Here is a 14698-nt window from a genome sequence, read left to right as displayed (position 1 = left end):
CAATGAGATTGTTATGACCTATACGTTCAATCGTCCAGCTTTTCCTGCTACCCGCATGCGTCGCATTCGTAAAAATGACCAGCTTCGTGCCATGGTGCGTGAAACTCAACTGACGACTGATCATCTCATTTATCCAGTATTTGTGTTGCCAGGCCAGCAACAAACTCAAGACATTCCAAGCATGCCAAACGTACAGCGTCTATCTGCTGACTTGTTACTAAGAAAGGCAGAACGTTTACTCGAATTGGGTGTTTCAAAATTAGCTTTGTTCCCAGTTACACCACAGGAAGATAAAAGCTTAACGGCTGAAGCAGCTTGGCATGAAGATGGCTTAGTCCAAAGCACCATCCGCTTATTAAAAAAAGAACTACCAGAAATGGTCTTAATCAGTGATGGTGCGCTCGACCCATATACCACACATGGTCAGGATGGCATTATCGATGACACAGGCTATGTGTTAAATGATGAAACTGTTGAATGCTTAATTAAACAAGCACTCAGCCATGCAGAAGCAGGTGTAGATGTGGTTGCACCAAGTGACATGATGGATGGTCGTATCGGCGCAATCCGCCAAGCGCTTGAAGCCAATGGCCATATCTATACCAATATCATGGCCTATTCTGCAAAATATGCGTCTAGCTTTTATGGGCCATTCCGTGATGCGGTAGGTTCTTCAAGCAACCTCAAAGGTGGCAATAAATATAACTATCAAATGGACATCGGTAACCGTGCAGAAGCTTTACATGAAATCGCACTGGATATCCAAGAAGGCGCCGACATGGTGATTGTAAAACCGGGTATGCCGTATTTAGATATCGTCCGTGAAGTCAAAGATAATTTCGGTGTTCCAACATTTGTCTATCAAGTGAGTGGCGAATACGCCATGTTGGCAGGTGCCATTCAAAATGGTTGGTTGTCTGATAGCGTGATTATCGAATCGCTTATGAGTTGCCGCCGCGCAGGTGCAGATGGGATCTGGACTTACTTTGCTGAAGATGCAGCACTCATGCTGAAAGACATGAAATAATTCGCAAAGCCTTCCTGTAATGGTGACATCCAGGAAGGCTTTTTTATATCTGTAATAGTCAAAAACAGTCATGGACGAAAAACTTCGGCGTTGCTGAAGTTTAGATCAAACTTATACATTCATCGGTTAAAAGAACATGAATATTGCCATTATTGGGGCGGGTGTTAGTGGTTTACTCACCGCATTGGAACTCGTTGAACGCGGTTGTACGGTGACGATTTTCGACCAACAACGCACAGGTTCTGCTGCATCATGGGCTGGTGGTGGCATCCTCTCCCCGATGTATCCTTGGCGATATCCCAATGAAGTCAATGCGCTCGCACGTTATGGCAAGCAGAGCTACCAAAAATGGAATGAAAAATTAAAACCGATCACCGGGATTGATTTTGAAATTCATGAAACTGGCATGTTGATTTTTGACGAAAATGATTTTGAAATCGGCTTAGATTATGCCCGTTTGCATCAAGACCCGATGCAACAGGCGGAATATTTACAATCCGAGCAAATTGAGCAGATTAATCCTCACATTTCAGCACGCTTTGCACATGGCATTTATTTTTCGCAATTAGCCAACATCCGTAATCCGCGACTTTTGCAGTCATTAACGGCTTATTTACAGCAGCATCCTAAAGTTCAGATTTATGAACATTGCCCGATCAGCCAATTAAACCGTTCGGACAATCGTATCCAGTCCATCACTACAGCAGATGGTAAACAACATACAGCAGATCAATTCGTTATTGCCACGGGCGCTTGGTCAGCCGAGTGGAGTGAACAACTAGACATTGAGATACCCGTACAACCCGTACAAGGACAAATGCTTCTCTTTAAAACTCCGCAGAGCTGGTTGCCGACCATGTGCATGAATAAAGTCATGTACTTGATTCCACGCCAAGACGGTCATGTGGTTTGCGGCTCAAGTATGCGCCAATGTGGCTTTGATACTCAGACAACGAATACAACCTTGCAGCATATTCAAAAATCCTGCTTTGACATGGTACCAGAGCTTGCCAACTTTCCGATTGTGAAATCTTGGGCTGGCCTGCGCCCATCTTCGCCTGAAGGGATTCCGTATATTGGGCAGATGCCAAATTACGACAATCTATGGGCAAATTTTGGGCATTTTAGAAATGGTTTATGCATGGGACCAGCTTCAGCTCAGTTATTGGCTGAACTGATGACTGGGGAAACGCCTTCATTCAATGCAGACCACTATAGTCCAACTCGCCTGTTTCAAGATGCGTTATTAAGCGTCGACTAATGGTCAATAAGCCAATTTCAACTAAGCCAATAAATCCTGCAAGGCTTCTTTTAACGTCGGAAATTTAAACTCAAAGCCTTGCTGTAATAATGCGGCTGGCTGAACCAATTGACCATTTAAAATTAATTGCGATTGCTCACCCAATAAAATTTTAAAGATAGTTGCAGGCACATTGAGCCACGGCTTTTTGGCTAATTGACGTGCTGCAATCTGCGCAAACTGAGCCTGCGTCGTTTTTTCCGGCGCAACCAAATTGAAAATATGCGAATCGATTGGCGTGGGTTCAAGCAATGCATGTTTTTTCTCTGCTTGTTTCATTAAAAACAGCATACTTCGGATCACATCTTGTATATGTATCCACACAAAAGGCTGCCGACCGGAACCTATTTTGTTGACCAAATTGAGCTGAATCGGTCGCAGCATTTGCGGTAAGATCCCGCCACCTTCAGCCAAGACCACACCTAGTCGTGTGATAATGGTATTTTGTTCAGGAAATTGGCGTGTGACTTGCTCCCAACGTTGGCATAGCTCTGACATAAAAATGGCTTGTGGTGCAGCATTTTCATCGCACACTTTTGTCCATTGTTCTTCAATATCAATACCATAATAACCAACAGCCGAACCTGAAATAATGCATTTCGGAAAAATTTTACGTTTACGTAAATATTGATACAGCGCTTCTGTGGTTTTAACCCGACTTTCTAATAATTGCTGTTTACGCGTCTCTGTCCAGCGACCTTTGCCGATACTTTCACCTGCAAGATTAATCACATAATCAATTCTGTCATGAGGAATTTGATCGAGCTGCTGTACCCAAGTTAAATGTGGTGATTTAGAAATACGCCCAGCCTTACGACTGAGCCCAATCACTTTATAATCCGCAGCTAAAAGTGCCTTGATGAGATGTGTGCCAATAAAACCGCTGCCACCCGTCATCAGTACTGTGGGCTGATGCATAATTTGTTCTTATCTATATGAAATAATACTATTATCTATAAAACAAGATCACCAGATGATCAAGCTTTATGCGCCAAACTTTTGAGAAGCCATCCGCTGTGCTTGCGGACCATAAAACCAATAGGTGATTAAATACAAAGGGATAGCCATCAGTAATAACATGATCACCATTAAACTCATAAACTGAGGATGTTGAACATAGAGCATTAAATTTTGCCAAATTTCAGGATCTTTTCTTGAAAAAATTGCGATACCCAAAAGTACAAAACCAAAATTATATAACCAAAAAATCAGGCTAAAACCTAGGGTAAATTTTTTACGTTCTGCCTGTGTCGGTGCTCTCTGATTTTTATTTAAAAACCGAAATAACACCACGATCATGGCAATCAGATAGGGTACGACCGTTAAAATACCACCCACACCCTGTGGCAATAATGCTGCGATCACACCGCAAATACAGGTCATGATTAAACAAATGAAAAAAAACAAGAAAAAATAACGTGTTAAAGACACCATGACCCTAACCCAAGAAGAAGTTGACACCTAGTATAAAAAAAAATGCATTTTTTTTCATTTTCATGTCAACCAATCTGTAATCAGCTACGTTATATAGGGTACAAGGTCTGTAGCAACCGATGATTTGGACGGCATCCACAATGTTTCGGTGACCTTTTTAAAAGCAATAAGTTTCATTTTGAATTTAAGTATGAACAGCAGCCATCACTTAAATTTGAAATCGATTTTTTGACCGACGATTTCATCATCACTCGAATCGTCGGTCTTTTATTTTGTGCCTTATGTATTCAGCATTTAATTTTTATATTCTACACCCAAAAAAATCAGCCGATAAAATATCGACTGACTAAAAACTTGCTGCAACTTTAAAATAAGTCACAACAGCAAAGCCATGTTATGCAGCACAATAGCGATTACGCCCCTGTCTTTTCGCTACATAGAGGTTTTTATCGACCTGATCCAAAAATTGCATTCGATTATCTAGATCTGATGGAATAATGGTTTTTACCCCCATGCTGAGTGTGACGAGTTCAGACACCGCTGAAGCTTTATGCGGTAATCGTGCAGCACGCACGGCCTCCATAATTCTATCGGCCATCACTGCTGCTGCTGCCTCATTGGTTTCTGGTAAAATCCAAGCAAATTCCTCACCACCAAAACGCGCGACTAAATCACGAGGTCGTGTACAACAAGATTCCAAACTTTTCGCAATTTGACGCAGACATGTATCCCCAATCACATGACCATTCAAGTCGTTGTATTGTTTAAAATAATCCAAATCGATCAGAATTAAACTCAGTGGCTTTTGTGTGCGTATCGCGTTCAACCATTCGCGTTGATAAAAGTCATCAAACAAACGTCGATTGGCAATACCGGTTAAGCCATCTTTATATGAATATTCTTCGAGCTGACGTTGCAATTTTTGTAACTGTTCTTCTTGTTTTTTACGTTCGGAAATATCAAACATAAATCCTACGAGGCAATCTACATCACCATTTGGTTTACGCACGACATGCACAACATCACGTATCCAAAGATATGAACCATCCTCTTTAAGTGCGCGATAATCTGCCTCATGATCTATACCAGCCATCGACTGCGAAACACAATAATTCAGCACAAAATCACGGTCTTCCTCATGCATACGTGATGCCCAGTCCTGAACGGTGCGCCAAGTATTTTGCTTCCAACCGAGCAACTTTTCAATTTGCGGTCCAATATAGCTGAATGTTTTACTGTCCCAATCAATACACCAAGGAATGGCTAATGTAGACTCTAATAAAGTCTTATACACCATACTATTTGCAAGTTTTTCTTCATCAAAAGGATTATTTGGCATGTTGCATCTCCTGCTACCCCAAATGCAGGTAATACACCTGCTGTACAACAATTGATCTATATACAGGATTAGAACAACATTTTATATTCCTAGTTCTTGGTATTTTTTAGCCTAATTTCAAATCTCTGCTATTTGAAATGTGCAATCCATCAAACAAAGAGTAATAACAATGAACCAGCTCTGCTATTTTGAAATTCAAAGCTCCGATCCAAAGCGTGAAGTGGCCTTTTATTCTGCGGTTTTCGGTTGGTCATTTATCCCAGTTGAAGGGCTACCGATTCAATACTTCCGTATTGAAACTCAAGGCATTCATGGTGGCCTCTTAGAGCGCCCTGCTCAGACTCCACCAACGCACTGCGGCACCAATGCATTTACCTGTAGTTTTGAAGTTGAAGATTTCGACCATATCGCTGAGAAAATTTTGGCGCAGGGTGGTCAAATTGCCATGGAAAAATTTGCGATTCCTGGTCAATGTTGGCAAGGCTATTTCTTAGACCCAGACCACAATACCTTTGGCCTCGTACAAGTCGATCCAAATGCACAGTAACAGCTTAGATTGATGACCTTGTAACTGTCGAGAACGACTTAGTTTGACGTATGAATGATTAATCACCCTCGAAAATGTGAACATCTGTGATACTTTAGACCCCAATCAATTTTTTTGATTTTTGGGGGCTTGCATGACTGTTCGTTTTTTTCATACTTCTGATTGGCATTTAGGACAATTCTTCTATAACCACTCACGTGACTACGAACACGAACAGTTTCTTCATTGGTTACTCGAACAAATAGAACAAAAGCAGCCGCATGCCCTGCTGATAGCTGGCGATATTTTTGATGTCATCAACCCAGCTTCCAAAGCGCAAAAACAGCTCTATCAATTTTTAGCCGATGCGCATGTGCGTGCCCCGCACATGCAAACCCTGATGATCGCAGGCAATCATGACTCAGGTTACCGTATTGAACAAGTTGAGCCATTATTAGAAAAATACCATGCCAAAGCTGTTGGCGTGGTCCATAAAAATACTGAAGGTCAGCTCGATTTAGACCGATTACTCGTGCCTATTTATGATGAACACAAAAATATTGTGGCATGGTGTCTAACCTTACCTTTTTTACGGGCTGCCGAGATCACCGGATTCAATGATCAAACCACCAATAGCCAAAACGCTATTACCTATGTGCATCAGCAATTAATTGCGGAAGCCAAAGCACGTAAAACTTCAGATCAAGCCTTAATTTTAATGTCACATGCCCACATGCAAGGCGGTGAAACGTCGGACTCAGAGCGCCCGATTATTATTGGCAATGAAGAAGCGCTTTCGACTGCCCTATTTGATGATGTAATTGACTATGTCGCACTTGGGCATTTGCATAAACCGCAAAAAGTTGGACAAGCCCATATCCGTTATAGCGGCTCACCGATTCCCCTGTCATTTAGTGAAATTAATTATAAGCACCAAGTGCTTGAGATCAGTATTGATCCAACTCAAACAGATGAATCACGCTTTCAAATGGGGTCCTTAGCAATTCCGCGCAGTGTGCAATTGCATCGCATCAAAGGCACAATTCCAGAAGTTTTGGCACAATTATCTGCTTTGGCGAGCGGTGAAATTGAAGATATTGATCAGCGTGAATATGTCGAAATTGAATACCATACCGACACCCCGCCTGCACCTAATTTAAGACAGCAGTTTGAAGAGGCTTTAGCGCCGAACCGTTATCGGTTGGTGCGCATCAGCCGCCGTTATTTAAACTCAGATCAAAATAATCAGCAACAAGCCGCAATCAACCTTGATCCACCTACGCCTGAAAAATTATTCCAAAACCTTTGGGAAAAACAAGGCTATGGTGCTGATGACACCGTAATGAAAGATTTTTTAAGTTTGGTCGATGAAGCACAAAAATCACTTGAAGATGATGTGAACGCTTAAGGAATTGCCATGAAAATTTTATCTATACGTATTAAAAACTTGGCATCTTTAGCGGGTGAACATTTTATTGATTTTGAATCTGAGCCTTTAGCCAGTGCAGGCTTAGTAGCAATTATTGGCAAAACTGGTGCAGGTAAATCAACCATTTTAGATGCCATGTGTTTGGCGCTGTTTAATCGTGTGCCACGTTTAAAAGACAGCGATGGTAAACTGATCGATATCGATGGTTCAGAGTTGCCAACCAACTCACCGCAAACCGTATTACGCCGTGGCACAGGTCAAGGCTTTGCCGAGCTCAGCTTTGTTGCCCAAGACCAAAAAGTCTATTCAGCGCGTTGGGAAATTAAACGTGCCCGTGAAAACCCAAATGGCAAATTGCAAAGCGTACAGCGTTCACTGAAATGCTTAACGGATGGCAGTGTCGTTGCAGATAAAACTAAAGCGGTTGAGAGCCAAATTTTACGCATTACTCAACTCAGTTTTGAGCAATTTACTCGTGCTGTTTTACTGGCTCAGTCAGAAGTGACCGCTTTTTTAAAAGCGCGTGATAATGAACGTGGCGAGCTATTGGAATATCTGACCAATTCCAGTATTTTCGGAAAAATTGGTCAATTGGCCTTTGAAAAAACTAAACAAATTGCCAATCAGCGTAAAGAGCTGGAAAATGTTTTAGGACATATTGAAATATTGTCTGATGAAGATCTAATAACAACCACGAATCAATTCAATACGGTTTCTACAGAATATAAAAAGCTGGAAATAGAAAAATCAGCGTTCGAAAAAAATCAACAGTGGTATGAACAAAAGCAAAAATACGAAACTGATGTGCAAGCACGTCAGCAACAACTACAAAATCAGCAACAACAACTTGATGCACTTGCGCCTGAAAAGCTACAACTGCAACAACTTGAACGCTTTTCATCTATACGCCCAAGTGTAATTCAACAAAAAAATATCAAGCTTGAAATTGCACAATTACAGCCGCAATTGACACATGCACAACAGCATTTTTCAGAGATTGAACAACAATTCAATGCTGAAAAAACCATCTTTGAAAAAATAGATACAGAACAAAAACAACAGCATCAATTTGAGATTCAACATCAAGACAAAATTAAACTGGTGCGTGACCGGATTGCTGAACGTCTTGTATTGGTAGATCAATTACGCAAAGCGCAAGGTGATTTTAAAGAGATTGAAAACCAACTTGTTCCGCATATCAACAATGAAAAACAGATGAAGGAACAGCTTGAGCAACTGCAAACCAATATTGCTCAACACACGGCACAGCTAGAAAGTTCAAATCACTTTGCCTCACTCGATGATGCACTTTCAGCGCATATCACACAGACTCAACGATTTATTCAAAGTTATGCACAATTTGAAAAAAATTATGGCAATGTGCAACAAGCCAATACACAATTACAGACACAACAAAAACAACTTGAAAAATTAACGCAAACATTTGGGCAAGAAGATGCGCTCAATCAGAAAATTTCATCACTACGTTACGAACGTGACCAGCTTTTACAAAAATTAAATCAGCTCAATGTTGTTCAGCAACAATGGCAAAGCTTCCAAAATATTGATGCTGAAAACACCAATCTCATGACGGTGAAACGTACACTAGCTCAGCAAATTAAACAAAGTCATACGCAGCTAAAAACGGCCGAACTTACCTATCAAACGCAGAAAAATGAGCGTGAAAAACTGCAACACATGTTGCAACAACAGCGCTTACTGAATACGGAAAATATTGAAAAATTGCGTGCAGATTTGGTCGATGGCGAAGCGTGTTTAGTCTGTGGAAGTACCCATCATCCTTATTCAGAAAAAGAAGCTTTTTCTGATGAATTACTGAAACTACAAACGCAACAAGAACAACAAGCACTTGCATTGGAAAAAGTGGCTTTCGAAGCTTGGCAAAAATTACAAACCACCTCCACTCAGCAAACCGCGTTAATGGATGCCAATGCGCAACAGCTAGCGACCTTAAAAATACAACTTGATCAGGCAAAAAATGCGCTTCAACAACAATTAAATATTCTAAATATTTCTTTTGATTTTTCACATCAGCATGAAGCCTTGGCGCAACTGATTCAGACAAGAATCAATGAATCACAACAAGCGCAAAAACAAACTGAAGATGCCTTAATTTCACATGAAAATGCTCAAAAACAAAGTCATGCACTCATAACTTCAATTCAACAAACCACACAGCACTTATCCAGTGTGCAACAAGCTGAAATCAATATTCAGCATATTCTCATTGTGTTGAATGACGTAGAAAAAAAATTATGGGAACAGTCGACTTTAAGCGCGGCTAAACAGATTTATCACACACTACAACAACGTCAAAATTACTTAAAGCAACGCCACGAGTTAAATACTCAATATAATCAAACTTCACAACAGCTTGAGCACTATCAGCAACAAATTAAATTTAGTCAGGAAAAAATTCAAACGGCTCAAAATCTAATTGAAAATTTAACAATTGAGGGCAAAAAAAATAGTGATATTGCGATTCAAACTATTTTTGAGATGACCCAAACACAAGTTGAAAAACCACATGATTGGTTAAATGATTTTGACCAAAACAGACAACTGTTACAGACGAGATTCAATCAGGCTCGTCAAACATTCGATCAAGTACGTCAAGCCTTTGAAACCAGTCAAAGTCGCTTAAAAGAATACCTCACCCAGCAAACACAATTAGTCACTCAAATGAGGCATGTTGAAAATACGCTTCAACAATGGATGAGCCAAAATTCAGAATTTAGTGAAACGCTGTTAGCGCAACTTAGTGCAATTTCATATGAACAAGAACAGCAGCTTAAACAGCGTGTTTTAAATGCAGAACGTGCCTATTCAGATGCTCAAGCAGGTATTCAGGCTATTCAAGAAACGTTGAAACAGCATTTAAAAACACAGCCTGAAATACAAATTTTACAAATCGAGCGTGTCATTGCACTAAATCTTAAAGCCCTTGCAGAACAGCAAGAACTTAGAGATCAACTTAAAAGTAAGTTAGATGTTCATTTTTCTAACCTCAGCAAACAAAAACAATTTGCCGATCAGATTCAACAGATCCAATCTGAAGAACATCGTTGGAATAAAATTTCGAGCTTAATGGGCGATGCAACGGGCAAGAAGTTCCGTGATTTGGCGCAGCAATATAACCTTGATATTTTAATCGAGTATGCTAACCAGCAATTGGCGATACTTTCACAGCGCTATACCTTAAAGCGCCTTGAAAATTCCTTAAGTCTAGCCATTATCGATCATGACATGGATGGCGAAACTCGCTCTGTCTCTTCGCTTTCAGGTGGTGAGTCGTTCTTAACAGCACTCGCTTTATCCTTAGCCATTGCAAGCATGGCATCAGGAACAACGAAAATCGAAAGCCTATTTATTGACGAAGGATTTGGCACGCTAGATGCCTCAAGTCTACACATGGTCATGAATGCTCTAGATCAGTTGCAAAACCAAGGCCGTAAAGTAGTATTGATCTCGCATATTCAAGAAATGCACGAACGAATCCCTGTGCAAATTCAAGTCAATCCTGTCGGAGCAGGTGCAAGCACCATCCAAATCGTATCTTAAAAAAAGCCTGCTTAAAGCAGGCTTTATAATTTTTGATTCTCTAGATCATTACGTCCCGAGTGGACGTAGCGTTAAAATCTGTTCACTACGCCCAAATGGGCCATGGACATCATGCAATACAGAACTACTCAAACCAACACCATCCGCTCCATACTGCTGCACGGTTTCCAGACCTAACCACTGTCCCTGTGGTAAACGGTGCAAATGGATTTGTAGATCCAGATTTGGAAAGCCCCAGCCAAATGGCCAATCCTGACGCGGAACAATACCATTGGCGGTATCAACCATGCCCATTAAACGGACAAAATCAGCAGTCGGCTCACCTTCAACCATGTCATGCTGTGTTCTCAGCCACACAATGCCTTGACCTGCACGGCGCCCATGGCTTCTTGCTTCAATCGACTGAATATATCCCCCCGGCCACTGACGGATACCGTCCCAAATCGGCGCAGTTTCTGGCCCAGTCACATCAGCATCCTCCAAACCTTTCACGGACTGGCTATTTTGCGTCATCATGCGCCAAGTGCGTGCCACAATGCAGGTTTTGCCCTGAGCCCGCATTTCAGATTCAATCAGTTCAATGGTTTTTCCCGGACGAATCACTTGCGTGATTATTTCAAACTCGCCAGCAGGAATTAAGCCCAAAATATCGAGGCTAATGCGCCCGATACGCATATCATGACGTGGTGAAAAACGGTCTAATTCAGCACAAATAATGCCTGTAGCTGGTGCCATGTGTTGCTCATGTGCATTCCATGCACCTTGTGCTAAATTGGTCGAATGGTAATGTGCCGTGACACAGCCTTGCGCATCTACGTCGCGTTGAATCAACTGATAATATGCCGTCATGAACTTCCCTATTTGTCCAAGTGTGAATTACTTCAATATCAAAAACATCCTGATTATTTTGTACTCAACTTTAATGGAAAGTTCAAATTAAAAGGCTCACTTTGAACCCATAGGTTTCATCTATTGTGAAAATTTATCTGCTGTGCTTACACTTTATAAGCCTAGTTTTTGAAAGCAGGCTGAATCTTCTGTCCTATTTTGAATAATCACGTGCGCCAAACAATGCTGTCCCCACGCGAACCATCGTTGAACCCGCAGCAATCGCATCAGTCATATCGCCTGACATCCCCATACTTAATGTATCCCAATCTTCAGGTTTCGCATGCTGTGCTTTGACGTGTTCAAAGAGCATTTTGGCATCAGCAAACGCTTGCGGATTGTTGGGTGCAGGAATCACCATCAGTCCACGTAAGCGTAAATTCGGTAGTGCAGAAATCTGAGCGACCAAATCTGCAACTTCATTCGGCTGACAGCCATCCTTCGTATCTTGCGCATCAATATTGACTTGTAGGCAAATATTCAAAGGTGCTTGGCTTGCGTCTCGCTGACTCGATAAACGCTCCGCAATAATTAAACGGTCTACCCCATGCACCCAAGCAAAGTTTGAAGCCAAATGTTTGGTTTTATTGCGCTGCACATGGCCTATAAAATGCCACTCAATTTCTAAATCCGCCAAAGCCTCAATTTTTTCAAGTGCTTCTTGCAGATAATTTTCACCAAATGAGCGTTGCCCCGTTGCATACATTTCTCTTAGCATTTCAGCAGGATGCGTCTTAGATACAGCCAACAATTCAACCGATTGCTGTGGTCGACCCGCAAGTTGGCAAGCCTGCTCAATTTGCTGCAAGACTTGATTTCGTGCTTCTTGAAGTTTATTCATTGACGGGGTTCTCATTTCATTCATCTTTTTTTGCATTGCCCTGCAACTAAGTGTTGGTTAAGCTGTGGGAAAGCCTTATTATTCTATCAAAATAATTAAGATTTAATTTTTATCTCGGGGATTTTATGGACATTACAGAACTATTGGCCTTTGCTGCCAAAAATAACGCTTCGGATTTACATTTATCTTCTGGTATGCCACCAATGATTCGTGTGGATGGTGAAGTTCGTCGTATCAACCTTCCTGCTCTTGAACATAAAGAAGTGCACAAATTGGTTTACGACATCATGAACGATAAACAGCGTCGTGATTACGAAGAAAAATTAGAAACTGACTTTTCATTTGAAGTACCTGGTGTGGCTCGTTTCCGTGTGAACGCATTTAACCAAAACCGTGGTGCTGGTGCCGTATTCCGTACCATTCCTTCAAAAGTACTAACCATTGAAGATCTTGGCATGGGCCAAATCTTCAAAGATATTTGTGAATATCCACGTGGCATCGTATTGGTGACCGGTCCAACAGGTTCGGGTAAATCAACCACGCTTGCTGCGATGGTTGATTACATCAACGACAACCGTTATGACCATATTTTAACGGTCGAAGACCCGATCGAATTTGTACACGAATCAAAAAAATGCTTGGTCAACCAACGTGAAGTACACCGTGATACGCACGGCTTTAACGAAGCACTTCGTTCCGCACTGCGTGAAGACCCGGATATTATCTTAGTCGGTGAGATGCGTGACCTTGAAACCATTCGTTTGGCGCTGACAGCTGCTGAAACCGGTCACTTGGTCTTCGGTACACTCCATACAACCTCTGCCGCAAAAACCATTGACCGTGTGATTGACGTATTCCCTGCTGAAGAAAAAGACATGGTTCGTGCCATGTTATCTGAATCACTTCAAGCCGTAATTTCACAAACCCTACTCAAGAAAAATGGTGGCGGTCGTGTGGCTGCGCATGAAATCATGATCGGTATTCCTGCGATCCGTAACTTGATTCGTGAAAACAAAGTCGCGCAAATGTATTCTGCGATTCAAACGGGTGCCAACTACGGTATGACCACACTCGATCAAAGCTTAAAAAACCTTGTCGCAAAAGGCATTATTAGTACGCAAACTGCACGGACTGCAGCGAAACAACCCGAATCTTTCTTGTAATTTTTTTATTTTTCTGGGGCGATCGTTATGGATTTTAACGGCTTACTTGATTATATGGTGGAGAAAAAAGCATCGGATTTGTTTATTACAGCCGATGTTGAACCCTCGATTAAGATCAATGGGCAAATTTTGCCAATTGGCTCGACTAAGTTACCGGGCCCGACTGTCGGTCAAATCTTACATTCGATTATGTCTGACAAACAGCGTAAGGAATTTGCCGATACGCGCGAATGTAACTTTGCCATTAGTAATACCAGTAAATCTGCTCGTTTTCGTGTCAGCGCCTTTCAACAACGTGACCAGCCAGGTATGGTGCTGCGTCGTATCGAAACCGTTATTCCAACGATGGATGAGTTGAAATTACCGCCGATTTTAAAAGAATTAGCGATGACCAAGCGTGGCATTATCATTTTCGTAGGTGCAACGGGTACAGGTAAATCAACCTCTTTGGCATCTTTGATTGGCTATCGTAATGAAAATAGCAAAGGTCATATCATTACAATTGAAGACCCGATTGAATTTGTACACCAACACCGAGGCTGTATCATTACCCAACGTGAAGTGGGTATTGATACCGACTCTTTCGAAGTTGCCTTAAAAAATACGCTACGTCAGGCACCTGACGTGATTCTGATTGGTGAGATTCGTTCACGAGAAACTATGGACTATGCGATTGCCTTTGCTGAAACCGGTCACTTGGTTTTTGCAACACTGCATGCCAACAACGCCAACCAGGCCATCGATCGTATCATTCACTTCTTTGAAGCAGATCGTCATAGTCAGCTATTCATGGACTTGTCTTTGAACTTAAAAGCAATGGTTGCGCAGCAGTTGATTCCAACCATTGATGGTAATTCACGTCGTGCTGCCATTGAGATTTTGATCAACTCACCTTTAATTTCAGACTTAATCCGTAAGGGTGAAGTGCATGAAATTAAAGACCTGATGAAGCGTTCTCGTGAACTAGGTATGCAAACCTTTGACCAAGCCTTATATGACCTTTATAAAGCCAAGCAAATTAGCTACAAAGATGCGCTCAAACATGCCGACTCACCGAACGACCTGCGTCTACAAATTAAATTGTCTGAAGAAGGCGGTGAGCATTTACTGCGTGCAAATTCAAATATTACCTTTGATGGTCAACATTAATTTTGCTTAAACGCTTTCGG

General features: G+C 41.6%; 12 protein-coding genes. 7 read left to right on the top strand and 5 right to left on the bottom strand.

From position 1 onward, the window contains the following. Window positions 1-13: 13 nt before the first annotated feature. Both hemB and thiO read left to right on the top strand, forming a co-directional pair. A complete protein-coding gene (gene hemB / locus FTV37_RS11415; protein WP_180063885.1) occupies window positions 14-1027 on the top strand; it encodes a porphobilinogen synthase in 1014 nt (337 codons plus the stop codon). 136 nt (window positions 1028-1163) lie between these two features. Next, window positions 1164-2288, top strand: coding sequence for a glycine oxidase ThiO (gene thiO / locus FTV37_RS11410; RefSeq protein WP_180063884.1), 1125 nt, complete (start codon window positions 1164-1166; stop codon window positions 2286-2288). 21 nt (window positions 2289-2309) lie between these two features. Here the strand turns inward: thiO and FTV37_RS11405 are convergent, their stop codons facing one another. The 3 genes from FTV37_RS11405 to FTV37_RS11395 all read right to left on the bottom strand — a co-directional run bounded on the left by FTV37_RS11405 (window position 2310) and on the right by FTV37_RS11395 (window position 5100). Continuing rightward, window positions 2310-3245, bottom strand: coding sequence for a TIGR01777 family oxidoreductase (locus FTV37_RS11405; protein WP_180063883.1), 936 nt, complete (start codon window positions 3243-3245; stop codon window positions 2310-2312). A 66-nt stretch (window positions 3246-3311) separates the two neighbouring features. Continuing rightward, window positions 3312-3761: an ABZJ_00895 family protein gene (locus tag FTV37_RS11400; protein WP_168379056.1), complete on the bottom strand. Its 450-nt coding sequence runs from the start codon at window positions 3759-3761 to the stop codon at window positions 3312-3314. 394 nt (window positions 3762-4155) lie between these two features. Continuing rightward, entirely contained in the window at window positions 4156-5100 is a 945-nt protein-coding gene (locus FTV37_RS11395) for a GGDEF domain-containing protein (RefSeq protein WP_180004261.1), read from the bottom strand. 169 nt (window positions 5101-5269) lie between these two features. Between FTV37_RS11395 and FTV37_RS11390 the strand changes: the two genes are divergently transcribed. From FTV37_RS11390 to FTV37_RS11380, 3 genes are all read left to right on the top strand, one after another. Further along, window positions 5270-5647 carry a VOC family protein gene (locus FTV37_RS11390; protein WP_180008234.1) on the top strand — a complete coding sequence of 126 codons (378 nt, stop codon included), beginning with the start codon at window positions 5270-5272 and terminating at the stop codon, window positions 5645-5647. A 133-nt stretch (window positions 5648-5780) separates the two neighbouring features. Then, window positions 5781-7034, top strand: a complete 1254-nt coding sequence (locus FTV37_RS11385) for an exonuclease SbcCD subunit D C-terminal domain-containing protein (RefSeq protein WP_373683580.1) — start codon at window positions 5781-5783, stop codon at window positions 7032-7034. Window positions 7035-7043: 9 nt separating this feature from the next. After that, entirely contained in the window at window positions 7044-10637 is a 3594-nt protein-coding gene (locus tag FTV37_RS11380) for an AAA family ATPase (RefSeq protein ID WP_180063882.1), read from the top strand. A 48-nt stretch (window positions 10638-10685) separates the two neighbouring features. On the opposite strand, the gene FTV37_RS11375 is transcribed toward FTV37_RS11380, so the two are convergent. Further along, a complete protein-coding gene (locus FTV37_RS11375; RefSeq protein WP_078193098.1) occupies window positions 10686-11486 on the bottom strand; it encodes a thioesterase family protein in 801 nt (266 codons plus the stop codon). Window positions 11487-11679: 193 nt separating this feature from the next. Beyond that, window positions 11680-12366 carry a YggS family pyridoxal phosphate-dependent enzyme gene (locus FTV37_RS11370; protein ID WP_180063881.1) on the bottom strand — a complete coding sequence of 229 codons (687 nt, stop codon included), beginning with the start codon at window positions 12364-12366 and terminating at the stop codon, window positions 11680-11682. A gap of 125 nt (window positions 12367-12491) precedes the next feature. Between FTV37_RS11370 and FTV37_RS11365 the strand changes: the two genes are divergently transcribed. After that, the gene (locus FTV37_RS11365; protein WP_078190026.1) at window positions 12492-13529 is read left to right on the top strand and encodes a type IV pilus twitching motility protein PilT; all 1038 of its coding nucleotides are present in this window, start codon (window positions 12492-12494) and stop codon (window positions 13527-13529) included. A 27-nt stretch (window positions 13530-13556) separates the two neighbouring features. Then, complete coding sequence (locus FTV37_RS11360) at window positions 13557-14678, top strand: PilT/PilU family type 4a pilus ATPase (protein WP_168379063.1); 1122 nt, start codon at window positions 13557-13559, stop codon at window positions 14676-14678. The last annotated feature ends 20 nt before the right edge of the window (window positions 14679-14698 follow it).

Origin of the sequence: Acinetobacter sp. YH16042 (assembly GCF_013417245.1) — a bacterium.
Classification (GTDB): Bacteria; Pseudomonadota; Gammaproteobacteria; order Pseudomonadales; family Moraxellaceae; genus Acinetobacter; species Acinetobacter amyesii.
This window is presented reverse-complemented; position numbering and strand designations above follow the sequence as displayed.

Excerpts from the sequence above, each read along its gene's own strand:
- hemB (WP_180063885.1), top strand. The coding sequence starts at position 14 with ATGACCTATACGTTCAATCGTCCAGCTTTTCCTGCTACCCGCATGCGT.
- thiO (WP_180063884.1), top strand. The coding sequence starts at position 1,164 with ATGAATATTGCCATTATTGGGGCGGGTGTTAGTGGTTTACTCACCGCA.
- FTV37_RS11405 (WP_180063883.1), bottom strand. The coding sequence starts at position 3,245 with ATGCATCAGCCCACAGTACTGATGACGGGTGGCAGCGGTTTTATTGGC.
- FTV37_RS11400 (WP_168379056.1), bottom strand. The coding sequence starts at position 3,761 with ATGGTGTCTTTAACACGTTATTTTTTCTTGTTTTTTTTCATTTGTTTA.
- FTV37_RS11395 (WP_180004261.1), bottom strand. The coding sequence starts at position 5,100 with ATGCCAAATAATCCTTTTGATGAAGAAAAACTTGCAAATAGTATGGTG.
- FTV37_RS11390 (WP_180008234.1), top strand. The coding sequence starts at position 5,270 with ATGAACCAGCTCTGCTATTTTGAAATTCAAAGCTCCGATCCAAAGCGT.
- FTV37_RS11385 (WP_373683580.1), top strand. The coding sequence starts at position 5,781 with ATGACTGTTCGTTTTTTTCATACTTCTGATTGGCATTTAGGACAATTC.
- FTV37_RS11380 (WP_180063882.1), top strand. The coding sequence starts at position 7,044 with ATGAAAATTTTATCTATACGTATTAAAAACTTGGCATCTTTAGCGGGT.
- FTV37_RS11375 (WP_078193098.1), bottom strand. The coding sequence starts at position 11,486 with ATGACGGCATATTATCAGTTGATTCAACGCGACGTAGATGCGCAAGGC.
- FTV37_RS11370 (WP_180063881.1), bottom strand. The coding sequence starts at position 12,366 with ATGAATAAACTTCAAGAAGCACGAAATCAAGTCTTGCAGCAAATTGAG.
- FTV37_RS11365 (WP_078190026.1), top strand. The coding sequence starts at position 12,492 with ATGGACATTACAGAACTATTGGCCTTTGCTGCCAAAAATAACGCTTCG.
- FTV37_RS11360 (WP_168379063.1), top strand. The coding sequence starts at position 13,557 with ATGGATTTTAACGGCTTACTTGATTATATGGTGGAGAAAAAAGCATCG.